Genomic DNA, 21,870 nt, shown 5'->3' with positions numbered 1-21,870 from the left:
AATGGAACAGTTAATCGGAATAGGAGTAGCATTGGTAACCCCGTTCAGAGAAGATTTATCGGTAGATGTAGCTGCCTTGGAAAGGATAGTTGAACACAATATTCAAGGAGGTGTGGATTATTTGGTGGTATTGGGAACAACAGCCGAATCTGCAACCCTTTCCCAAGCGGAAAAGCAATTGGTGGTCGATATTGTAGTGCGCACCAATGCTGGCAGGCTTCCGCTGGTGCTTGGTGTGGGAGGAAACAACACAATGGCTGTAGCCAGCGAATTAAAAACATTGGATCTGTCCGAGGTTGATGCCATTCTCTCCGTATCGCCATATTACAACAAACCTACGCAAGAAGGCATATACCAACATTTTAAAATGATTGCCGAAGCATCTCCCATACCAATTGTACTATACAATGTGCCGTCTAGGACAGGAAGCAATATGCTGCCCGAAACTACCTTAAGGCTAGCCCATGATTTTTCCAATATCGTAGGAATCAAAGAAGCTTGCGGAAATTCGGTACAGATAGATAAAATCATCAAAAACAAACCAGAAGGTTTTTTGGTAATTTCCGGTGACGATGCCACAGCATTGCCAACAGTTTTGGCCGGAGGGGCCGGAGTTATCTCGGTTTTGGGCCAGGGATTGCCTACGCTTTTTTCGGATATGATCAAACTGGGTTTGGAAGGCAATGCAAAAGAGGCTTACGGAATCCACCACAAACTATCGGCTTTAATGTCCCTTATTTTTGAGGAAGGTAATCCGGCAGGCATCAAAAGTATCTTCGAGAACAAAGGCATTTCAAGAGCAACCGTTAGGCTTCCATTGGTTGAGGCGACACCTGCATTAAAAGAAAAAATAAGCGCTTCGCTAAAGTCACTGGACAGGGCCCGTGTTTAAAATTCGTTAAATGTTGCCCAAATTATTGGAGATTGGCTATTGTACCCTTTACATTTGAGTGGTGAAAATTCATTTTTTATATCCATTCAATATCACTAATTTTGCAAAATGTTTTTGAATATGAGGTCAATACTCCTTTTTTGTTGTGCAATGGCATTCCTTGTATCCTGTAGCGAGTACCAAAAGGTACTGAAGGAAACCGATGTGAAGGCCAAATACGATATGGCCGAAAAGCTGTACAACGAGGGTGATTATAAAAGGGCAGTTCGTTTGTTTGAGCAAATTGCACCCAAATACGTTGGTAAGCCCCAAGGAGAGCGGGTAATGTTCTTTTTTGCCGACAGTTATTTCAAAAACGGTGATTATTATTTGTCGGGCTATCAGTTCGAACGCTTTATAAAATCGTATCCGCGAAGCGATAAAATCCAAGAAGCGAGCTTTTTGGGAGCAAAAAGTTACTACATGCTGTCTCCAAGATATTCTTTGGACCAGACAGAAACAGATAAAGCCTTGTTGAAGCTCCAAACCTTTATCAACAATTATTCCGAATCGGAATATTTTGAGGAAGCCAACGCCATGGCCAAGGAGTTGACCACCAAGAAAGAGAAGAAACAGATAGAAATAGCGAAACAATTCAACAAATTAGGAAAATTTAACCTACCTGTTTTAATTTCAGCTATAACTGCGTTCGATAATTTTATAACTGATAATCCAGGTTCGGTATATAGGGAAGAAGCCCTTTATTACCGAATTGAAGCAGCTACAGAGCTGGCTTTGAACAGTACAATGGACAAGAAGAAAGAGCGATTGGAAGATGCTCTTGACTCATATAACAATTTAATGCGCTATTTTCCGGAATCGAAATTCAAAAAAGAAGCAGACCAACTTGCTGAAACGATTCAACAGGAATTGAGCGTATATTCAACGTCCTTATCCAAATAAAAATTAGTTTTTAAACCACTGCACATGCAAGATTTGAAAAACACCAAGGCCCCGGTTTCCACAGTAACACTCAATAGAAACGAGTTTGACGAAAAAACCGAAAACATTTACGAAGCCATTTCCATCACGGCCAAAAGAGCAATCCAAATCAATTCAGAAATAAAAAAGGAATTGTTGGAAAAGCTTGAAGAATTCGCCACATACAGCGACAGCTTGGAAGAAGTATTCGAGAACAAAGAACAAATCGAAGTTTCCAAGTTTTACGAAAAATTGCCAAAACCACACGCTTTGGCAGTGCAAGAGTGGTTGGAAGATAAAATTTACTACAGGAATACAGTGAAAGACGCCTAAGAAAAATGTTTAGCGGTAAAAATATCCTTTTAGGAATTTCCGGGGGAATTGCCGCGTACAAGACCACATTTCTTGTTCGTTTACTGATTAAAGCTGGTGCCCGGGTCAAAGTTGTAATGACCCAGAGTGCCAGTTCTTTTGTTTCGCCCCTTACATTGTCCACACTTTCCAAGAACCCAGTTTTGATGGATTTTGTGAACGAAGAAGATGGAAGCCTCTCCTGGAACAACCACGTGGAACTCGGTCTTTGGGCAGATATTATGCTGATTGCCCCTGCCACGGCCAACACGTTGTCCAAAATGGCCAACGGAACTTGCGACAATTTGCTTTTGGCCACTTATCTATCTGCGAAATGTCCGGTTTACTTTGCTCCGGCCATGGATTTGGATATGTACAAACACCCGTCCACCAAAAATTCTCTGGATAAACTTGAATCTTTTGGTAACACCATGATTCCGGTAGAATCCGGTGATTTGGCCAGCGGCTTGCACGGAGAAGGTCGTATGGCAGAACCTGAGAACATTGTAGCATTCATTCAGGAAGATTTGGCCAAAGGACTCCCGCTATCAGGAAAAAAAGTACTGATTACGGCAGGGCCCACCCATGAAGCTATTGATCCCGTTCGTTTTTTGGGAAATCGCTCCACCGGAACCATGGGATTTGAGCTGGCCAAAAAAGCGGGCGATTTGGGAGCAAAGGTTGTTTTGGTTTCAGGGCCTACGCACTTGAGCATCGACCACAATTCCATTCAACTGATACGGGTAACCTCTGCACAGGAAATGTACGAAGCATGCCATAATTATTATGCAGACATGGATGTTGTCATTTGTGCTGCTGCAGTGGCTGATTATCGGCCTAAATACATCGCAGCGGAAAAAGTAAAGAAAAAGGAAGGTGAAATGTTCATAGAGTTGGAACGTACTCCGGATATTCTCATGTCGCTCGGCGAAAACAAAAAGAATCAATTTTTGGTAGGTTTTGCCTTGGAGACCCAGAACGAACTGGAAAATGCCAAAGGCAAGCTCAAAAGAAAGCATTTGGACGGCATTGTCCTTAATTCATTAAAAGACAATGGTGCGGGATTTGGAGGCAGCACAAATAAAATCACCTTTATAGATAAGAATTTGGAGATAAAAACGTTTGATTTGAAGACGAAGCCCGAAGTGGCTTCCGATATTTGGCAAGAAATCATCTCCAGAATCCATGCGTAACATACTGTTTTCCATTTTTCTATTGCTTGTTACCCTTGCTCTTCCGGCGCAAGAACTGAATTGTGAGGTAACCGTGAACTCTGACCAAGTGGGGCAGACCAACCAGCAGATTTTCAGGACTTTGGAACGTTCCCTCAACGATTTTGTGAACAAAACCAAGTGGACGAACAGGACTTATCGTGAAAATGAGCGGGTAAATGCACGTATGTTCATTACGGTAACTCAATACGAATCGGACCGTTTTGAGGCCAATATCCAAATTCAGTCTACACGACCCGTATTCAATACCACATACGAAAGCCCCGTGTTCAATTACAAGGACAATTCCTTTAATTTTCAGTATCAGGAATTTCAACCTTTGGTGTATAATCAAAACAATTTTAATTCCAATCTAGTAGGTGTTATTTCGTACTATGTCTATATTATTTTAGGGTTGGATGCCGATACCTTTTCTTTGGAAGGCGGGAACGACTTCTACCGTCAGGCCCAAAATATTGTAACACAGGCACAAAGTTCCAGTTATAGCGGATGGAGTCAGGATACTGGTAATCGCAGCCGTTTTGAATTGGTAGACAACCTATTGAGCAACTCTTTTAGGGAGTATCGCATCGCCATGTACAACTACCACAGAAAAGGGCTCGATATCTTGGCTGACAACAATAGTACGGGCAAACAAATCATTGCAGGAAGTCTTCGCCTGTTTGAAACCCTTATAAGCCGAAGGCCCAATGCCTTTCTGATTCAGACTTTTTTTGATGCCAAGTCCGAGGAAATCCAGAACATCTTTTCCGATGGCCCTAAAGTGGACATCGTAAAACTCAAGGAAACCCTAAACAAAGTGGCTCCATTTTATTCCAGCACGTGGAATGAAATAAATTACTAGTGCAGTTCTATAAAGAGGTTTATCTTTACGGGTAAAATCTTCGATATTGCTAGTAAATCTATCCATCCAAAATTATGCACTCATTGATGATGTAAGTGTTTCTTTTTCCAACGGATTCACCACAATAACTGGAGAAACCGGGGCAGGAAAATCGATACTCTTGGGAGGTCTTTCCATGGTATTGGGTAAGCGGGCCGACCTATCATCACTGAAAAATACAACACAAAAATGCGTGATAGAGGCAGAGTTCGATGTGTCCAAATATCAACTCCAGTCTTTTTTTGAGGATAATGACTTGGATTATGACGATAAGACCATTCTTCGTCGGGAAATACTGCCCAGCGGAAAATCCAGGGCATTTGTGAACGATTCCCCGGTTACTTTGGATGTTATGCGGACATTGGGCGACCAATTGGTGGATGTACACTCCCAACACCAAACCATGCGCCTTACCGAAAATGATTTCCAGATGAAGGTGTTGGATGCTTTGGCAGATAACTCTGAAAATCTTTCTGCATATACCAGAGAGCTTGAGCAATTGCGCACTGCATCCAAAGAACTCCAAAAATTGGAGGATTTTCAGACTGAAGCAGATAAGGAACACGACTACAACAGTTTTTTGCTTGAAGAATTAGAGGCTGCAAAGCTCAAAGAAGGCATGCAGGAAGAGCTGGAGGCCGAATATGAGCAATTGAGCAACGTTGAGCAGATTATGGAGCAATTGTCCGCAGGCCATCAATTATTGAATGACGAACAATTGGGCATTGTAGGCAGGCTTACCGATTTAAAACGGGCATTTCAAGGTTTAACGGATTTTGGGGCTGACTATAAATCGTTGAGCCATAGAATTCAATCCGTATTGATTGAAACTGACGATATCGCTTCTGAACTGGAACAATTAAAGGATAAGGTAGAGGCCAATCCAGAACGATTGGAGGTGGTTAATGGACAATTACAACAATTGTACGACCTGCAGAAAAAACACCATACCGATTCAGTATCCGAATTGATTGCAATTCGTGAGGAATTAGCTCAAAAAGTGAATGCCGTGGCCAATATTGAGTCCAAAATCAAAGCAAAAAAAGAAGAGGTTTCTGCGATTACCAAAAAAGTGGATGCTTGGGCGCAAAAAATAAGTGATGGCAGAAAGGTTGTCATCCCTAAATTGAACGAAAGGCTTCAGGCAAACTTGACATCTTTGGGTATGCCTTCAGCTACTTTTAATATTAAGGTAAATCCATCCAAATCGTTCAAAACCAATGGAAAAGATGATTTGGTGTTCTTGTTTTCTGCGAACAAGGGTTCCAATTATGGCGAACTGAAAAAAGTAGCATCAGGCGGGGAACTTTCCCGTATTATGCTGACTATAAAATCTATTTTGGCCGAGTATGAAAACCTCCCCACCATGATGTTCGATGAAATCGATACAGGGGTTTCGGGAGAAATATCCAACCGAATGGGGGAGATTATGCAGCAAATGAGCAGTACCATGCAAGTGTTTTCCATTACCCACTTGCCGCAGGTAGCATCAAAAGGAAACTACCAATTTAAGGTCTATAAAGAAGAAGGTGCGGAAGGAACAAGCACACACATCAAACAATTAAGCACGGATGAGCGTGTACGTGAACTGGCCGAAATGTTGGGTGGTAAGTCCTTATCCGAATCCGCATTGGCCCACGCCAAGGAGCTGCTGCAATAAAGTATTTTGATGAAAAATTTGTCACCCTTAATTTACTTTCTAGTTAAAAGTTAAAACCCTGCCTTTGCCGGCAGGTAGGCCTGCAAAATTGTCCAACGGTAGTCAGGTTTTATTGCAGTTACTTTAGGTTCTATAAATTTTATGCATAGTCCCCTCTCCGGTCTCCCCAAGGGGAGAAGTTTCCCTCCCTTGGAGAGCCTGTCCCGAACCTGTTTCGGGAGATTAAGGGAGGACTTGATGCCAAATGACAAAGAATTTCATTCTTTTCTTTAAAATTATGGATTTCAAATCCATAGTGGTTTATTTCAGGGTCCCATCCCACCGGGTTATCGAATGAGATGCTGAATCAAGTTCAGCATGATAGAAATCTATATTCTTAAGGATGTTAACAATCAAAATAGTTTAAATATCTTTGCTCTACAATCAACAATTGCAAGAAACTATGGCATACAATCTTTTAAAAGGTAAAAAAGGAATCATTTTTGGTGCTCTGGATGCAAACTCCATTGCTTGGAAAACCGCGGAACGTGTTCATGAAGAAGGGGGTGAGTTTGTGCTTACCAACGCACCCATCGCCATGCGAATGGGGCAAATAAATGAACTTGCGGAAAAAACCAATTCAAAAATTATTCCCGCAGATGCCACTAACGAAGATGACCTTAAAAATTTGGTGGAGAAGTCCATGGAGATTTTGGGCGGAAAATTGGATTTTGTACTTCATTCCATAGGAATGTCCGTAAACGTTAGAAAAGGAAGGCACTACACAGATGAGAACTACAGCTTTACTGAGAAAGGTTGGGATGTGTCCGCACTATCTTTCCATAAGGTGATGCAGTCCCTTTACAAGGCAGAAGCCATGAACCAATGGGGAAGTATTGTTGCCCTGACCTATATGGCGGCGCAACGAACATTCCCTGACTATAACGATATGGCGGACAACAAAGCCTATTTGGAATCTGTTGCCAGGAGTTTTGGTTATTTCTTCGGGAAGGAACATAAGGTAAGAGTGAACACCATTTCACAATCGCCAACCCCTACCACGGCAGGGCAGGGTGTTAAAGGATTTGATGGCTTTATCAATTACGCGGAAAAAATGTCGCCATTGGGCAATGCCACAGCGGATGATTGCGCCAACTATACCGTGTCCCTTTTCTCCGATTTGACGAGAAAGGTGACCATGCAGAACTTGTTCCATGATGGAGGCTTCTCCAATACAGGAGTGAGCCAAGAAGTAATCGATGAATTTTCTGAATAAACATTAAAAAATATATGGGAAGCCATCCTTTTTGGGATGGCTTTTCTGTTTCAAATGAATACGTTTTTCTCCATAGTAGTTCCCGTGTTCAATAGACCCGAAGAAGTTCGGGAACTGTTGGAAAGTCTTGATCAACAAGATTTCCAAAAAGCTTTTGAAGTGGTTGTTGTGGAAGATGGCTCTACGGAACGTTCGGAGGATGTCGTAGAAAAGTTTCAGGACAAGCTCAACATTTCCTACTATTTCAAAGAAAACTCAGGTCCTGGGGATTCCAGAAATTTTGGGATGCAAAAGGCCAAAGGGAATTATTTTATCATTTTAGATTCGGATTGTATCCTCCCAAAACAGTATTTGACCGAAGTGGACAAGGAACTTGAAAAGAAACTTGTTCATTGCTATGGTGGACCAGATGCAGCCAATGCTTCCTTCACCACTGTACAAAAGGCCATAAACCATGTAATGACTTCCTTTTTAACTACCGGAGGTATACGGGGAGGGGAAAAGGCCGTGGGAAAGTTTCAACCTCGTAGTTTTAACATGGGCATTTCCAAAGATGCTTTTGAAAAAACGGGAGGTTTTGGCAGAATACATCCAGGGGAAGACCCAGACCTTACCTTCCGGATATGGAAAGCCGGGTTTGAAACCAGATTGTTTCCAAAAGCTTTTGTATACCATAAAAGACGTATAGACTGGAACAAATTCTATATTCAGGTGAATAAATTTGGGATGGTCCGTCCCATACTCAACAAATGGCATCCCGGAACGGCTAAGCCCACTTATTGGTTTCCAACTTTGTTTATGTTGGGATTGTTCGTTGCCATAATCTTGGCTATAATAGAGCTTTGGTTGCCTTTGTTGTTGTATGTTTTTTATTTTTCAATTTTGTTTTTGGATGCTTTAATACGGAACAAAGATGTAAAGGTGGCCATTTTAGCCATTTATGCGGCTTTGACCCAATTTATGGGATATGGAATTGGTTTTTTCAAGTCCACAATGTTGCTTAACTTTAGTAATAAGGAAGCGGAGGAGTTGTTCCCAAAACTATTTTTCAAGAAAAAGTAAAAAGTGTCCAAAAAAGTAATGCATGGCCTCAACAAGAAGAAAGTGAAAGTATTTTCGCTTTTTTTGTTTTGCTCTTTTTTGGCGTGGTTTATCAGCAATCTGTCCGAAACGTATGAGTCTCGTACCTACTTTACGCTAAATTATCGCAATCTTCCGGATTCCTTGTTGTTGGGGAAGAATTCAAATGACCAAATTGAGGCTAAACTCCGAACCAGTGGCTTTCAATTTTTATACTATAATTTTTTTAAGCGTCGTATTGATATTGATGTTTCTGAGGTAGAATTTCAAAATGGTGATTTTGTATTGAGCAAAGAGGTGTTGAAAAGACAAATGGACCAACAATTATCACAGAACATATCACTTTTGGATTTGGACAGGAACCAATTGGAAGTGGATCTCTACCAAGTGGATTCAAAGAAGATACCCATACAGCCCAGGGTGGACCTGGAGCTTCAGCAAAACTATATTCTGGATGGGAAAATTAAAGTTTCGCCGGATTCAGTTGAGGTGAAAGGACCAAAAAATGAAATTGATACCATCAAATCAATAAAAACATCATCCATACAGCTAACCAATGTCAATGCCGATTTTTCCAACGAAGTTACCTTGATTTTCCCTAAGGGATTGGATAACAGTATTTTTTCGGTAGGTAAGGCAAAGGTTTTTGGTAAGGTCTCAAAGTTTTCAGAAAAGATTTTTGAGGTACCTGTGCAAGTGCTGAATATTCCAGAAGGGTACCAAGTAAGGACCTTTCCCAATTCAGTGACCGTGTTGTGCAAGGCCACTATTGAGCGTTTAAAGGAAATTTCGGCCTCCGACTTTGAAATTGTTGCAGATTATGGACAATTAAATGGGGCCGAAAGCAGTACTTTGTTCTTGGAAATTACACAAAGCCCACAAAAAGTATACGATATAAGGCTTGAAGAAAACACCGTAAATTTTGTTTTGGAACAGCGATGATGATAGTTGGACTCACCGGAGGGATAGGAAGTGGAAAAAGTACCGTGGCCAAAATGTTCAAGGAACTTGGTATTCCTGTGTATGATTCTGATATGGAGGCCAAAAAATTGATGGAGACATCAACAGAAGTTAAAGCAGCCATTATGGATTTGTTGGGTAAAAAGGCTTATGGCAAAGATGGTTTGAACAGGTCGCACATAGCGGATAAAGTGTTTAAGGACCCTGAGTTGCTCCAAAAACTCAACAATATTGTACATCCGGCGGTTCGAAAGCATTTTTTGGAGTGGGCCAACCGTCAAAAATCGCACTATGTAATACAGGAAACCGCATTGATTTTTGAAAATAATGCCCAGGACAAATATGATTGTACTATCTTAGTAACTGCACCTGTAGAAACTCGGATTAAAAGAGTAATGGACAGGGATAAAGTTGAAAAGCAAGCTGTTGTTGATCGGATAAACAACCAATTGAAAGATAAACAAAAGCTCGACTTAACCGATTTTTCAATAGAAAACCTTGAATTGGGCAAAACCAAAAGAAAGGTTAAAGAACTACACCTCAAACTTTTAGCTTTAGCATCTAAATTTTAACATTTATGTTAAGTTTTGGTTAAACGCTAAAATTACTAAATGTTAAATTTTTAATTTTACACTAATGAACAAGAAGCTATTCGTTCTTCTGGTTGTTCTTATGAGTTTATCCCTTTTAGGGATAATTTTCGTGCAAGTTTATTGGATACAGACGTCTGTAAACGATAAAGAGGAACAATTCTCAAGAACAGTCACAGATATATTGGACAAAGTGGCAAGTAGGGTGGAGAAGCGGGAGATGAAGGAATACTCCGATCGTTTGGCTTCTCTGGCGGATAGCGTTGGTGAACCTAAAAGTGCACAATACAAAAATTTCATGTTTGTAGAACGGGATATCAATTCCGATGAAATTCTTTTTTACTCCCATGGAATTCTTGAAGAAGATTACAATATAACCTCAGCGTTCTTTGATAATACATTGGGTGGCAAGGATACCACTACTCTTAAAAACATTACAAGTCGAAGAACCAAAAGTGTTTTTAAAGAGGAGTTCGGTCTTGATGGAAAAAGTTATAACCTAACCCCCATAGAAAAAGTAACCAATATTGGTAAGCTAAGCAGTATTGAAAAGGCCCAATGGGAGGATGTTTTTATGGAATACGCCAAAATTCAACCTATCCATAAACGGGTCTCCAAGCAAGAACTGGAACTGCTCCTTAGCCAAGAACTTAGCAATAGGAACATTGATATAGACTATGAATATGGAGTGTACAGCCAAGGTTACCCCACCAAAGTACGGTCTAGGAAATTTAAATTTTCGGGCTCTAAAATGTACAAGGCTCCCATTTTCAAGGATAGTGAAGGCATGTCCAATTTTTCACTATTGCTAACATTCCCCAGTATGAAGCGCTACATATTTGGTTCTGTAATGGGAATGGCATTACTCTCACTGGTTTTTACATTGGTGATTATGCTGGCATACTCTAGCGCCATTTACCAATTGATCAAGCAAAAGCGCATCTCTGAGATCAAGTCAGACTTTATCAATAACATGACGCATGAGTTCAAAACACCCATTGCGACCATAAACTTGGCAGTAGAGGCAATTCGAAATCCAAAATCCATTGAGGACAAGGAAAAAGTGTTGCGCTATTTGGGCATGATTCGCGATGAGAACAAACGTATGCATGCGCAGGTGGAAAATGTTCTGAGAATATCCAAATTGGAAAAAAACCAGTTGGACATTAGTAAGGACAGGGTCAATATGCACGATATCATTACTGACGCCATCGCCCACATTGAACTGATTGTGCAGGATAGGGGAGGATATGCAAAAGCCCACCTTGATGCCGACCGCTCGGAAGTATTGGCGAACGATATGCACATGACCAATGTGATGGTGAACATTCTGGACAATGCGGTAAAGTATTCACCAGAAACACCTAAAATTGATGTATACACCGAAGTGGTGAAAAATAGCATCATTATAAAAGTGCAGGATCAAGGAGCTGGAATGAGCAAGGCAGTGCTCAAAAAAGTATTTGAAAAATTTTACCGGGAACATACCGGCGACATACACAACGTTAAAGGCCACGGATTAGGATTGGCCTACGTAAAACGAATTATAGATGATCATCAAGGTGAAGTTTATGCAGAAAGTGAAAAAGGAAAAGGAAGCACTTTCTTTATTAAACTACCTTTAATTTAAAAGCAAACTATGGAAACAGAGAAAAAGAAGATACTATTGGTAGAGGACGATCCAAATTTTGGAATTGTTCTGAAAGATTATTTGAACATGAACGATTTTGATGTTGTTCTTGCCAAAAACGGAATGGAGGGTTTTGAGAAGTTTAAAAAAGACAACTACGATGTCTGCATTTTGGACGTAATGATGCCTTATAAGGATGGATTTACCTTGGCAAAGGAAATCCGTGAAAAGAACGAGAACGTTCCGATTATCTTTCTTACTGCCAAGACCATGAAAGAGGATGTTCTAAAAGGGTACAAAGCGGGAGCGGACGATTACTTGAACAAACCTTTCGACTCTGAGGTCTTACTAATGAAGTTGAAGGCTATACTTCAAAGAAAAGCTTCAAGTTCTTTGGCCGATAGCAAGCAATTTGAATTCGAAATCGGAAATTTCCATTTAAACTCCAAACTTCGTTTTTTAAAATATAAGGAAGAAGAGCCCATAAAACTATCTCCAAAAGAGAACGAACTATTACGTTTATTGGCACTTCACGAAAACGATTTGATGCCAAGGGAGTTGGCGTTGACCAAAATCTGGCGAGATGACAACTATTTTACCTCCAGAAGTATGGACGTGTACATTGCCAAGTTGAGAAAATATCTCAAAAAAGACGACTTGGTAGAAATCCTTAACATTCATGGAGAAGGTTTTAGGCTTGTTGTAAAAGCTGAAAACGAGCAATAGAACAAATTTCACCCCAATATAAAGCCGCCTTTTGGTGGCTTTTTTTATGAAGTGATTTAAACTTTTTTTTGGATCAAAATATAGGGCTACGGACATTTGTGTTACCACACGCAAATACCATAGCCCATGTACAAAGTACTCGACAAAGATACCATATAAATGGAGATAGTCCCCAACATACTGCCCCGACGGCCCTTGTGCGAGATCGTCAACGCGATACTCTACAAGATGAAGAGCGGGGTACCGTGAGAGCTCTTGCCCGTGAGGGTGCTGTTCTCCCCAAAGGTCCTGAGCTGGCGTCGGTCTACCACCACTACAGAAAGTGGAGCCTTTTGGGGACTTGGCTGGACTGCTGGACAGCATTTCTGAAGAGGCACAGGGCCGAACTTGACCTTTCCAGCGTGGATCTGGACGGGAGCCATACCCCAGCGACAAGGGGCGGTGCGGGTGTCGAATACCAGGGCAGGAAGAGGCGAAGGACCACCAACGCCCTTTTCCTTACCGATAGGCAGGGGCTGCCCTTGGCAATGTCCGAGCGTGGCCGGCAACCATAACGACCTTTACGATATCGAAGTACAGTTCGAGGTGGTCACCGCTGCCCTTGACAGGGCGGAGATTCCAATGGAGGGGATCTTCCTCAATGCCGATGCGGGATTCGATTCGAAAGACTTCAGGGCCGCATGTGCATCAAGGGAAATCAATGCCAACATCTGCTTCAACAAACGTAACGGGAATACGGAGAGGAACGAATACTTTGATCAAAAACTATACGCTGAAAGATATGCCGTGGAGCTAACCAATGCATGGATCGACAGCTTTCGCTCATTGCTCAACAGGTTCGATACCACAACGGAAAGCTGGTAAGGGTTCAACTATCTGGCTTTCATCGTAATTGCAATTAAAAGATTCATAAAGAAAAAGTTTAAATGAGTTCTATATCAAAACCTAAGCTTTTTCACAATCTCCTCAACAATCTTTTTTGGTGGGTGCTCTATGGAAACGGTAATTGCTTTGGATGGGGGTTCCAGTGTATCAAATTGTGATTGTAAAAGTTGAGCACTCATAAAATGCCCTTTTCTTTTGTTCAATCTAGATTGTATTAATTTAAAAGACCCGTTCAAATAAACAAAGGCCATATTATCCCCCATACCTGCACGTAAAATGCTCCTGTAGTTCTTTTTTAGTGCGGAACAAGCGATTATGGCACCCTTGTCACGATGTTTTACGGCCAATTTATTGAGCTGTATCAACCATTCCTTACGATCATCGTCATTTAGAGGGTTCCCAGAGCTCATTTTTTTTATGTTCGCTTCGGGATGAAAGTCATCACCATCGTAAAATGGCCGGGACAGTTTTTGTGAAAGCAGTTTTCCGATTTCTGTTTTTCCGGAGCCACTCACTCCCATAACTACTATCACAGTTTTACCGTTGGGCATAAAAGTTGGTTTTTAGTTGGTCTGTTACCATTTGTAGTACCTGGTTTGGCTCACCATCATAAGGCACCCACAAAATAGCTTCATTTTTACGCAACCATGTAAGTTGCCGCTTTGCAAATCGTCTTGTGTTTTTTTTAATTTCTGAAACAGCAAAGTCTAAACTGCAATGCCCACCAATATATTCAAAAAGTTCTTTGTAACCAACTGTTTGCAAGGCATTCAGTTTTCTGTGCGGATATAGTTTTTTTGCTTCCTCCAGCAATCCTGTCTTCATCATAAGATCTACTCTGGCATTTATCCGTTCATAAATAATTTCCCTTGGTGCTTCAATGCCAATATAAAGCGTTTTGAACCCCCTTTTGGCTTTGGGTTGGCCCAAGAAAAATGAGTAAGGTTTGTTGGCGGCTACGCACACCTCCAAAGCTCTAATCAGCCTATGTGGGTTGTCCCTATCAATAATTTTGTAATAGTCGGGATCTTTTTGCTTCAATTCTTTTTGAAGACTTTCCAATCCTTGCTCCTGTAGTTTTTGATTCAACAATTCCCTTATTTTCGGGTCAACCTCCGGGAATTTGTCCAATCCGGATACAACCGCATCAACATACAGACCACTACCGCCTACCATTACGGCAATATCCTTTTTTTGAAATAAACCATCCAACAGCTTAATGGCTTCCTTCTCAAAATCACCAACGGAATAGGGTTCAAAAATACTTTTGTGCTGAATAAAATGATGGGGTGCCTCGTTCAAGTCCTCTTTGGACGGAACAGCCGTCCCTATTTCCATTTCCTTAAAAAACTGTCTGGAGTCGGCGGAGATTATTTCAGTACCAAAGTGCTTTGCCAATTGGATTCCAAGTGAGGTTTTCCCAATAGCGGTAGGCCCTACCACAGCTAATAAAATTTTTGTACTCATAACAGGTGTCCACAATTATAGCAATGCGTAGCATCATCTCGATGGCCTTCTGCCGAACAACTGGGACAGGCTTGCGTGTTTAAATGAACTGTCCCCTTGTTACTTGCCTCGTTGCCTTTTTTATTTCGGGTAAATTCCGCAGTCACGATTCCAGTAGGTACGGCAATGATTCCGTAACCCAAAATCATGATTACCGTAGCAAGGAGTTGGCCCAAATTGGTCTGTGGAGCAATATCTCCATACCCAACGGTGGTGAGCGTAACTATAGTCCAATAAATGCTCCGTGGAATACTGGTAAACCCTGCTTCGTCACCTTCAATAAGATACATTAAAGTGCCCATGATTACCGATAAAATCAAAACCACGTAGATAAAAACAACAATTTTGGCCCGACTGGCCTTTAAGGCTGACTGTAACTGGGAAGCTTCGCCCATAAATTTAACGAGTTTCAGTATTCTGAAAATCCGTAGCAAGCGGAACGCCCTTACCGCCAACAAGACTTGTGAGCCCGCCAATATATAGGAGAGGTAAAGGGGTATTGTTGATAAGAAATCAATAATCCCATAAAAACTAAAAACGTACTTCCACGGTTTTTTAATACTGATTAAGCGTGCAATATATTCCAGGGTGAAGAAAATTGTTACCACCCATTCAAGGGTCAACAAGGTTTTATGGTAGTGTTGGTCAAATTCATCAACACTCTCTAGCATCACCAAAACAACGCTGAAAATGATCAGGATAAAAAGAACAATGTCAAAAAGCTTACCTGATGGAGTGTCCGCCTCATAAATAATCTCATGAAGTTTGTTTTTCCATTTAGATTGTGGCTTATATTCTTCCAACGATCAAGGGGTTAGTGGTATGGTCTTAAGTCGGTTGTTTTTTCTCAGATAGGTTTCCACGATAAAAGTGGTGTTTTCATCACTCCGAATTGGGGTCATAATAGACTCCAAGATATGGATATTATTGATTTGATAGTTGAGTTCCACATAACCAAATCCTTGAAGTTCGCCATTCTTGATTAATATAAAACTGCGCTCCCCGGTTTCCCTGCCGCGGTCTATCAACGCCATATTTTTATTTTGGATGCTGTACCGATCAAAAGCGGAAAGCACTTTTTCGTTACAATCCAATGCGTTGATACCTAATGGCTTTTGATGAGAATTTGGCACATTTGTCCCCAAAGAGGAAGGGCAAAGCTCAAATTCGTCCGATATTTTGTTTAAAAAGCTCTTTGCCGCCTGAGTTCCGTTAAACGCCATTTTTTTAGGCTCGAGCGACTTGTTCTTTTCTACTTCCAAAACAATATGTTCGGTTCCGTTTTGACTAAAATCTATGGTATGGGTAAAAAGTTTTTTATTGGAAACGTGGTTGTATCTTGGTTTGTTCTTTTTTTGCTCCAAATAAGCCTTCAATATGGCTATAAGCTCACTTCCCGTGGTTTCGTATGTTACTCTTTTTGTTTCTTTTTGAAGTTTCCGTGCCAGTTTGCCCACATTGGTAAAATGTTGGTTTACCCGCTTCTTGATATCCTTTGTTTTTCCCAAAAAGATGATTTCTCCGTCTTTGTCGTGCATATAGTACACACCCGTTTCCGATGGCAGACTAAAAACCATATCCAACTGGTTGGGAGAAAGCTCCCCATGGGTCTCCTCGCGGATGACCTCGGTAATAATTCTTTTGTCCGAATCTTTGTTCAACAACAACTTAAAGAGTTTCAAAGTAGCCAGTGCATCACCGTTGGCACGGTGCCTATCGCTCATGGGAATACCGAGCGAACGTGCCAGCTTTCCTAAACTGTGTGATTCTGCTTCTGGAATCAGTTGTTTGGATAGGTCGACAGTACAAAGCGTTTTTCGTTGATAATCGTAGCCAAGTCTTCTGAACTCAGTTCGGAGGATACGATAATCAAACTGTGCATTGTGTGCCACCAAAATAGTTCCTTCCGTTATTTCCACAATGCGTTTGGCCACTTCGTGAAACTTGGGTGCGGAACGTAGCATTTTGTTGTTGATACCTGTCAACTTTGCTACAAAAGGTTGTATTTCCCTTTCAGGATTGACCAAACAGATGAATTTGTCAACTATCTGGTGCCCATCAAACCTGTGGATGGCAATCTCGGTAATGCCTTCCTCATTGTATTTTCCTCCCGTGCTTTCAATGTCGAGTATGGCGTACATGGAAAATTAATGGTTTATGAATAATTTCTTGCCCCAAATATACTGCTTCCAATTCGTACCATAGTGCTACCTTCTTCAATTGCAATGGCATAATCACCGCTCATGCCCATGGAAAGGATGGAGATGTCCGTCAGTTTATCTTTAAGTGAATCAAACATGGATTTAAGCTGGGCAAACTCTCTTCTCACTTGATTCATATCGTCTGTAAAGGTGGCCATGCCCATCAAACCAACAATTTTAATGTGTTCCATCGCCTTGAAGTAATCAGAGCTGATAAGCTCGTACAATTCCTTTTCGTCCAAACCAAATTTGGTATCTTCTTCTGCAATATGGATTTGGAGCAAGCAGGGAATCACGCGATCATGCTTTTTAGCTTGTTTGTTAATTTCCTTCAACAACCTTGGGCTGTCCACCCCGTGGATCAAGGAAACAAACTCGGCCATGTATTTGACCTTATTGCGCTGTACATGGCCAATCATGTGCCATTCGATGTCCTTGGGCAAACCTTCCCATTTTTGGACCATTTCCTGTACTTTATTTTCTCCAAATACCCGTTGTCCCGCCTCGTAGGCTTCCAAAATATCCTCGTTGGGTTTGGTTTTGGAAACGGCGACCAAAGTTACCCCTTCGGGCAGTTCGGATTTTATTTTATTGAGATCATCTTTTATAGGCATAATGTTCTTAATGTCATTCCGCACCTAATGCGGAATCTTTTTGGTTAATGGATTCCTGTTTTCACAGGAATGACAATAAAATTACTCGTAGTGCATTTTGATAATATTATGGTCAAAAAACCGTCAGTTCGAGTTTTTTTAGAAGGAAAAATCGTACCTGCTTGCCGGCAAGCAGGTCGATAACCTTTTTTAGATAAAAATTCTTTTTCCAGATACAAATTTCACTCATGCTGTCGTGAAACCCGCTCGAAATGACGAATTTATCATCACAATGTACTGTGTTTTAAAGTTTATAATTCATAAATAGCCAGCCCGCTTCGGAGCTTAGGCTCAATATACGTGCTTTTTGGGGGCATTACCAAACCTGCATCGGCAATTGCCTTGATTTCTTCAATAGTGGTGGGTACCAAGCTAAAACCAACGGCGTAACGGCCAGAGTCCACCAAATCTTTCATTTGGATAAGGTTGTTTTTGCCATACCCGTAGCAAATCCGTTTGTCGTTCCTCAAATCGGTAATGCCCAAAATGGGCTCTAAAACGGTCTTGTACAGAATTTGAGTATCCAATTTACTCAGGGCATCGGTAAACTCGTGGTTTGTTTTTCTAAAATGGAGCGTGTAGAACTCACCTTCCAAATACATGCTAAATTCATGTTTTTTAGAAGGTTTGCAAAGCCCGTCATCCCTTTTTTCGATTCTAAAATGTTGATCAAGTTTGATTAAAAACTCTTTTTTGGAGAATCCGTTCAAATCTTTCACCATACGATTAAACTCAGAAATTCGTATTTGTGATTCCGGAATCAGGTAGGCCATAAAATAGTTGTAGGCTTCCTCACCCGTGTGATTCTCGTTCTGTGATTTTTTTAGGTTTGCCAACAAGTTCGATGAGGCACTACGGTGGTGACCATCGGCAATATAGAGTGCATTGAGGTCGCCAAAGGCCTTTTCCAATTTTTCAATCCCTTCGGGATACGAGATTTTCCACAATTTATGGTTGACCCTATCGGTTGTGGTAAAATCGTATTCGGGTTTCCGTTCTATTTTACGCTGAAAGATTTTATCCACAAGCGCATTGTCCTCATAAGTCATTAAAACCGGCTCTGCGTTAAAACCTACGGTATGCAAGTAGTCGGCAAACAACTCTTCACGATCCTGAATAGTGTCTTCATGCTTTTTGATGATATTGCTCCTGTAATCGTCCACACTACAGGCGCAAAAGAATCCCAAACTTTTAAAATCGTTCTTTTCTATTTGATAGAGGTAAAAACTGGGCTCATCATCTTTTTGGAAGACATTTTCCTCCAAAAATTCCAAGTATCGGTTATGTACAAGCCCAAATCGCTCTTTTCCCTTGATGTTCTTTTCAAACTTGAATCCCGGGTTGATGATGTGCAGAAAAGAGAAAGGATTGTATTGCAGCACCGCCTTCAACTCCTCTTGGGAATACTCTTCGTAGGAGCGCGATGCTACAAAAAATGCTTTGTCCTTTGTGGGGCGAATGGCCTTAAACGGTTTTATGATGGCCATGAAATTTTATTTGAATTGTGCGGAAACGTGTTCAGCTTTTCTGGATTCGGAATAATCGTAAAAGCCTTCACCAGATTTTACACCGAGCTTGCCCGCCATCACCATATTAACAAGTAGGGGACAAGGAGCGTATTTTGGGTTTTTGAATCCATCGTACATCACGTTCAAAATGGAAAGGCAAACATCCAACCCAATAAAATCGGCCAATTGAAGCGGGCCCATGGGGTGTGCCATGCCCAATTTCATTACGGTGTCAATTTCCTCAACCCCGGCTACGCCATTGTAAAGTGTCTCGATGGACTCATTGATCATGGGCATTAAAATACGATTGGCCACAAATCCAGGGTAATCGTTTACCTCGGTTGGGGTTTTTCCTAATTTTTTGGACAGCTCCATAACGGTTTCCGTGACTTCATCAGATGTACTGTACCCACGAATTATCTCGACCAATTTCATAATTGGTACTGGATTCATAAAGTGCATTCCGATTACTTTTTCAGGGCGATTGGTGGCAGCACCAATCTGAGTTATTGAAATGGAAGATGTGTTGGTGGCCAAAATGGTTTCTGCTTTGCAGATGTTGTCCAAATCCTTAAAAATCTTCAGTTTGATGTTCAAGTTCTCCGTTGCCGCTTCAACCACCAAATCCGTGTTCGAAACACCGTCTTTTAGATTGGTAAAGGAGGTAATATTGCCAAGGGTAGCCTCCTTTTTGGCTTCATCAATTACCTCTTTGGCAATCATTCTATCCAAATTTTTGGTAATGGTGGCCAAACCTTTGTCCAAAGATGCCTGTGCAATATCTACCAAATTGACCTTATATCCGTTTTGCGCGAAAACATGGGCGATTCCATTTCCCATGGTTCCGGCACCGATTACCGCTATTTTTTCCATAGTATATTGTTTAAAGTATTGTCAATTCGAGCATGGTCGAGAACGGCAATATATTAATTTTCGAAAGATTCAATTATCTGAAGGGCCACGCGGAGTGCGTTGGTGCCTTGTTCCAAACTTACAATGGGATCAGTATCGTTGTTTATGGCATCGGCAAAGGTTTCCAACTCGTCCAAAATGGCATTGTTGACGTCTATCTCGGGGTTTTCAAAATAGATTTGTTTCTTTTCTCCTTCGGCATTTTGAAGGATCATATCAAAATCCCCTGGGTTTTCGGGAGCGTCCTTCATTTTTACCACTTCCACTTTTTTCTCTAAAAAGTCAACAGAAATGTAAGCGTCCCGCTGAAAAAAACGAGATTTACGCATATTCTTCAAAGAAATACGACTAGAGGTAAGGTTGGCCACACAGCCATTTTTAAACTGAATGCGCGCATTGGCGATATCGGGCGATTGACTGATTACGGAAACGCCACTTGCATTGATTTTTTCCACTTCGGAAGGCACCACGCTCAAAATCGCATCAATGTCGTGTATCATCAGGTCCAATACCACAGGAACGTCAGTTCCTCTAGGGTTGAACTCCGCCAAGCGATGCGTTTCGATGAACATTGGGTTCTCGATTTTGTCCTTCACGGCCAAAAACGCAGGGTTGAAGCGCTCCACGTGGCCTACTTGGCCTTTTACGCCATGTTTTTTGGATAGTTCCAATAACTCCTCGGCTTCTTCCAGTGTGTTGGTAATGGGCTTTTCTATAAAGACGTGCCTCCCTTTTTCAATGGCTTTTTTGGCGCAATCAAAATGGGACAATGTTGGTGTTACAATGTCAACAACATCCACAGCGTCTATCAAATTGTTGATGTTTTCGTAATGGGAATAACCAAATTCGGCAGCTACTTTTTTAGCATTGATCTCGTCCGGATCGTAAAACCCCACAAGTTCATAGTTGTCCGATTGGTTTAAGAGCCTTAGGTGTATTTTTCCTAAATGTCCTGCTCCCAGGACACCAACTTTTAGCATATTACCTGTTTTTGTCAAAAATACGGATATGAAGCCAGTTTCCATAAATTTTTGATCGGAACTAAGGGGATATTTTGGGGAACTTTATAAATTCGTGCCACCAGACCACAGACGATGAAGGATACGCTCAAACATAGGGGAATGCGCAAGAACTTGGCCGAGATTGTTGCTGCCAAGGGAGTTGCGGACAAAAAGGTGCTCGAAGCCATAAAAACCATTCCAAGGCACTTGTTTTTGGATAGTGGTTTTGAAGACCATGCTTATCAAGATAAGGCGTTTCCCATTGGTGCCGACCAGACGATTTCACAGCCCTATACGGTTGCTTTTCAGACTGAATTGTTGGAAGTAAAACCCAACGCCAAAATTTTGGAAATCGGTACGGGAAGTGGTTACCAAACCGCGGTTTTACTGCATTTAAGGGCGAAGGTATATACGATTGAACGCCAATTGGAGCTGTTCAAGACTACCCGATTGTTCTTCAATAAAATGCATTACCGTCCCAAGAAAATGATTTTTGGCGATGGGTATAAAGGATTGCCCGAAGAGGCCCCTTTTGATGGAATTATTGTGACCGCTGGTGCGCCGGAAGTGCCAAGACCGCTGTTGTCCCAGTTGAAAGTAGGGGGCAGGCTGGTAATTCCTGTTGGAGTTAATGAGCAAATCATGACTTTGTACGTACGAAAATCGAAAAAAGAGTTTGAAAAGAAAGAGTTTGGTTCATTCCGTTTTGTGCCCTTGTTGGAGGACAAGAATTGACAGCTAACTATTTGATTGACCATGTATGTGCAGTAAGCAGTAGCAGTAACTAAGTGATCGAACAATCTTGTCTTTTTCGAACCGATGACCTGCGGGAACGTGGGAAATCTCAGCACCCTGAACTGGCCTGCCTGCCGGCAGGCAGGAGTTTGGAATAACGATTGGATATAATTGAGGGACATTCAGGAGTAAGCCTGCTTTTTCATGAACATTAAACTAAATGCCACTGAACCATATTGGTTTTAGTGGC

21 protein-coding genes and 1 pseudogene are annotated in these 21,870 nt (G+C 41.4%); 14 read left to right on the top strand and 8 right to left on the bottom strand.

Features of this window, described 5'->3' with window-relative positions; all coding sequences use genetic code 11:
* The first annotated feature begins 1 nt into the window (after position 1).
* The 13 genes and pseudogenes from dapA (at position 2) to VM932_RS15855 (ending at position 13,083) form a co-directional block, all read left to right on the top strand.
* Positions 2 to 892, top strand: coding sequence for a 4-hydroxy-tetrahydrodipicolinate synthase (gene dapA, locus VM932_RS15915; RefSeq protein WP_326280147.1), 891 nt, complete (start codon positions 2 to 4; stop codon positions 890 to 892).
* A gap of 108 nt (positions 893 to 1,000) precedes the next feature.
* A complete protein-coding gene (locus tag VM932_RS15910) occupies positions 1,001 to 1,834 on the top strand; it encodes an outer membrane protein assembly factor BamD (RefSeq protein WP_428979756.1) in 834 nt (277 codons plus the stop codon).
* A gap of 24 nt (positions 1,835 to 1,858) precedes the next feature.
* A complete protein-coding gene (locus tag VM932_RS15905) occupies positions 1,859 to 2,185 on the top strand; it encodes a DNA-directed RNA polymerase subunit omega (RefSeq protein WP_326280143.1) in 327 nt (108 codons plus the stop codon).
* Between the two features lie 5 nt (positions 2,186 to 2,190).
* Complete coding sequence (coaBC, locus tag VM932_RS15900) at positions 2,191 to 3,396, top strand: bifunctional phosphopantothenoylcysteine decarboxylase/phosphopantothenate--cysteine ligase CoaBC (protein WP_326280141.1); 1,206 nt, start codon at positions 2,191 to 2,193, stop codon at positions 3,394 to 3,396.
* Positions 3,389 to 4,279, top strand: coding sequence for a type IX secretion system protein PorD (gene porD, locus VM932_RS15895; protein ID WP_326280139.1), 891 nt, complete (start codon positions 3,389 to 3,391; stop codon positions 4,277 to 4,279). The genes coaBC and porD overlap by 8 nt, the downstream gene beginning before the upstream one ends.
* 46 nt (positions 4,280 to 4,325) lie before the next feature.
* Positions 4,326 to 5,978 carry a DNA repair protein RecN gene (gene recN, locus VM932_RS15890; RefSeq protein ID WP_326280137.1) on the top strand — a complete coding sequence of 551 codons (1,653 nt, stop codon included), beginning with the start codon at positions 4,326 to 4,328 and terminating at the stop codon, positions 5,976 to 5,978.
* A gap of 442 nt (positions 5,979 to 6,420) precedes the next feature.
* Entirely contained in the window at positions 6,421 to 7,233 is an 813-nt protein-coding gene (locus VM932_RS15885) for an enoyl-ACP reductase FabI (RefSeq protein WP_326280135.1), read from the top strand.
* 54 nt (positions 7,234 to 7,287) lie between these two features.
* Entirely contained in the window at positions 7,288 to 8,295 is a 1,008-nt protein-coding gene (locus VM932_RS15880) for a glycosyltransferase family 2 protein (protein ID WP_326280177.1), read from the top strand.
* Positions 8,296 to 8,298: 3 nt separating this feature from the next.
* Positions 8,299 to 9,255, top strand: coding sequence for a CdaR family protein (locus tag VM932_RS15875; protein WP_326280133.1), 957 nt, complete (start codon positions 8,299 to 8,301; stop codon positions 9,253 to 9,255).
* A complete protein-coding gene (gene coaE, locus VM932_RS15870) occupies positions 9,252 to 9,845 on the top strand; it encodes a dephospho-CoA kinase (protein ID WP_326280131.1) in 594 nt (197 codons plus the stop codon). The genes VM932_RS15875 and coaE overlap by 4 nt, the downstream gene beginning before the upstream one ends.
* A gap of 64 nt (positions 9,846 to 9,909) precedes the next feature.
* Positions 9,910 to 11,493 (top strand): sensor histidine kinase, encoded by a 1,584-nt coding sequence (locus VM932_RS15865; protein ID WP_326280129.1) that lies wholly within the window; start codon positions 9,910 to 9,912, stop codon positions 11,491 to 11,493.
* 9 nt (positions 11,494 to 11,502) lie between these two features.
* A complete protein-coding gene (locus VM932_RS15860; RefSeq protein ID WP_163627842.1) occupies positions 11,503 to 12,219 on the top strand; it encodes a response regulator transcription factor in 717 nt (238 codons plus the stop codon).
* A gap of 159 nt (positions 12,220 to 12,378) precedes the next feature.
* Positions 12,379 to 13,083: pseudogene (locus VM932_RS15855) on the top strand (transposase).
* A gap of 74 nt (positions 13,084 to 13,157) precedes the next feature.
* On the opposite strand, the gene VM932_RS15850 reads toward VM932_RS15855, so the two are convergent.
* The 8 genes from VM932_RS15850 to VM932_RS15815 form a co-directional block, all read right to left on the bottom strand.
* Positions 13,158 to 13,655, bottom strand: coding sequence for a gluconokinase (locus VM932_RS15850; RefSeq protein ID WP_326280125.1), 498 nt, complete (start codon positions 13,653 to 13,655; stop codon positions 13,158 to 13,160).
* Positions 13,642 to 14,571, bottom strand: a complete 930-nt coding sequence (gene miaA, locus VM932_RS15845) for a tRNA (adenosine(37)-N6)-dimethylallyltransferase MiaA (protein ID WP_326280123.1) — start codon at positions 14,569 to 14,571, stop codon at positions 13,642 to 13,644. The genes VM932_RS15850 and miaA overlap by 14 nt, the downstream gene beginning before the upstream one ends.
* Entirely contained in the window at positions 14,568 to 15,413 is an 846-nt protein-coding gene (locus VM932_RS15840; RefSeq protein WP_326280121.1) for an ion transporter, read from the bottom strand. Before VM932_RS15840 ends, miaA begins: the two co-directional genes overlap by 4 nt.
* Before the next feature lie 3 nt (positions 15,414 to 15,416).
* Entirely contained in the window at positions 15,417 to 16,751 is a 1,335-nt protein-coding gene (locus VM932_RS15835; RefSeq protein WP_326280119.1) for an exonuclease domain-containing protein, read from the bottom strand.
* 14 nt (positions 16,752 to 16,765) lie between these two features.
* The gene (locus VM932_RS15830; RefSeq protein ID WP_326280176.1) at positions 16,766 to 17,425 is read right to left on the bottom strand and encodes a YggS family pyridoxal phosphate-dependent enzyme; all 660 of its coding nucleotides are present in this window, start codon (positions 17,423 to 17,425) and stop codon (positions 16,766 to 16,768) included.
* Between the two features lie 290 nt (positions 17,426 to 17,715).
* A complete protein-coding gene (locus tag VM932_RS15825; protein WP_326280117.1) occupies positions 17,716 to 18,951 on the bottom strand; it encodes a DUF1015 domain-containing protein in 1,236 nt (411 codons plus the stop codon).
* Positions 18,952 to 18,957: 6 nt separating this feature from the next.
* Positions 18,958 to 19,845: a 3-hydroxybutyryl-CoA dehydrogenase gene (locus VM932_RS15820; RefSeq protein ID WP_326280115.1), complete on the bottom strand. Its 888-nt coding sequence runs from the start codon at positions 19,843 to 19,845 to the stop codon at positions 18,958 to 18,960.
* Positions 19,846 to 19,898: 53 nt separating this feature from the next.
* Positions 19,899 to 20,864: a Gfo/Idh/MocA family protein gene (locus VM932_RS15815; RefSeq protein ID WP_326280113.1), complete on the bottom strand. Its 966-nt coding sequence runs from the start codon at positions 20,862 to 20,864 to the stop codon at positions 19,899 to 19,901.
* A gap of 114 nt (positions 20,865 to 20,978) precedes the next feature.
* Here VM932_RS15815 and VM932_RS15810 point away from each other — a divergent pair, with 114 nt between their 5' ends.
* A complete protein-coding gene (locus VM932_RS15810) occupies positions 20,979 to 21,620 on the top strand; it encodes a protein-L-isoaspartate(D-aspartate) O-methyltransferase (protein WP_326280111.1) in 642 nt (213 codons plus the stop codon).
* Positions 21,621 to 21,870 lie beyond the last annotated feature (250 nt).

The organism is Flagellimonas halotolerans, from assembly GCF_035818535.1.
GTDB lineage: Bacteria > Bacteroidota > Bacteroidia > Flavobacteriales > Flavobacteriaceae > Flagellimonas > Flagellimonas halotolerans.
This window is presented reverse-complemented; position numbering and strand designations above follow the sequence as displayed.

Excerpts from the sequence above, each read along its gene's own strand:
- VM932_RS15825 (WP_326280117.1), bottom strand. The coding sequence starts at position 18,951 with ATGGCCATCATAAAACCGTTTAAGGCCATTCGCCCCACAAAGGACAAA.
- coaBC (WP_326280141.1), top strand. The coding sequence starts at position 2,191 with ATGTTTAGCGGTAAAAATATCCTTTTAGGAATTTCCGGGGGAATTGCC.
- VM932_RS15860 (WP_163627842.1), top strand. The coding sequence starts at position 11,503 with ATGGAAACAGAGAAAAAGAAGATACTATTGGTAGAGGACGATCCAAAT.
- VM932_RS15850 (WP_326280125.1), bottom strand. The coding sequence starts at position 13,655 with ATGCCCAACGGTAAAACTGTGATAGTAGTTATGGGAGTGAGTGGCTCC.
- VM932_RS15820 (WP_326280115.1), bottom strand. The coding sequence starts at position 19,845 with ATGGAAAAAATAGCGGTAATCGGTGCCGGAACCATGGGAAATGGAATC.
- VM932_RS15865 (WP_326280129.1), top strand. The coding sequence starts at position 9,910 with ATGAACAAGAAGCTATTCGTTCTTCTGGTTGTTCTTATGAGTTTATCC.
- VM932_RS15815 (WP_326280113.1), bottom strand. The coding sequence starts at position 20,864 with ATGCTAAAAGTTGGTGTCCTGGGAGCAGGACATTTAGGAAAAATACAC.
- VM932_RS15835 (WP_326280119.1), bottom strand. The coding sequence starts at position 16,751 with ATGTACGCCATACTCGACATTGAAAGCACGGGAGGAAAATACAATGAG.
- VM932_RS15885 (WP_326280135.1), top strand. The coding sequence starts at position 6,421 with ATGGCATACAATCTTTTAAAAGGTAAAAAAGGAATCATTTTTGGTGCT.
- coaE (WP_326280131.1), top strand. The coding sequence starts at position 9,252 with ATGATGATAGTTGGACTCACCGGAGGGATAGGAAGTGGAAAAAGTACC.
- dapA (WP_326280147.1), top strand. The coding sequence starts at position 2 with ATGGAACAGTTAATCGGAATAGGAGTAGCATTGGTAACCCCGTTCAGA.
- VM932_RS15830 (WP_326280176.1), bottom strand. The coding sequence starts at position 17,425 with ATGCCTATAAAAGATGATCTCAATAAAATAAAATCCGAACTGCCCGAA.
- VM932_RS15905 (WP_326280143.1), top strand. The coding sequence starts at position 1,859 with ATGCAAGATTTGAAAAACACCAAGGCCCCGGTTTCCACAGTAACACTC.
- VM932_RS15880 (WP_326280177.1), top strand. The coding sequence starts at position 7,288 with ATGAATACGTTTTTCTCCATAGTAGTTCCCGTGTTCAATAGACCCGAA.
- miaA (WP_326280123.1), bottom strand. The coding sequence starts at position 14,571 with ATGAGTACAAAAATTTTATTAGCTGTGGTAGGGCCTACCGCTATTGGG.
- VM932_RS15910 (WP_428979756.1), top strand. The coding sequence starts at position 1,001 with ATGTTTTTGAATATGAGGTCAATACTCCTTTTTTGTTGTGCAATGGCA.
- VM932_RS15810 (WP_326280111.1), top strand. The coding sequence starts at position 20,979 with ATGAAGGATACGCTCAAACATAGGGGAATGCGCAAGAACTTGGCCGAG.
- porD (WP_326280139.1), top strand. The coding sequence starts at position 3,389 with ATGCGTAACATACTGTTTTCCATTTTTCTATTGCTTGTTACCCTTGCT.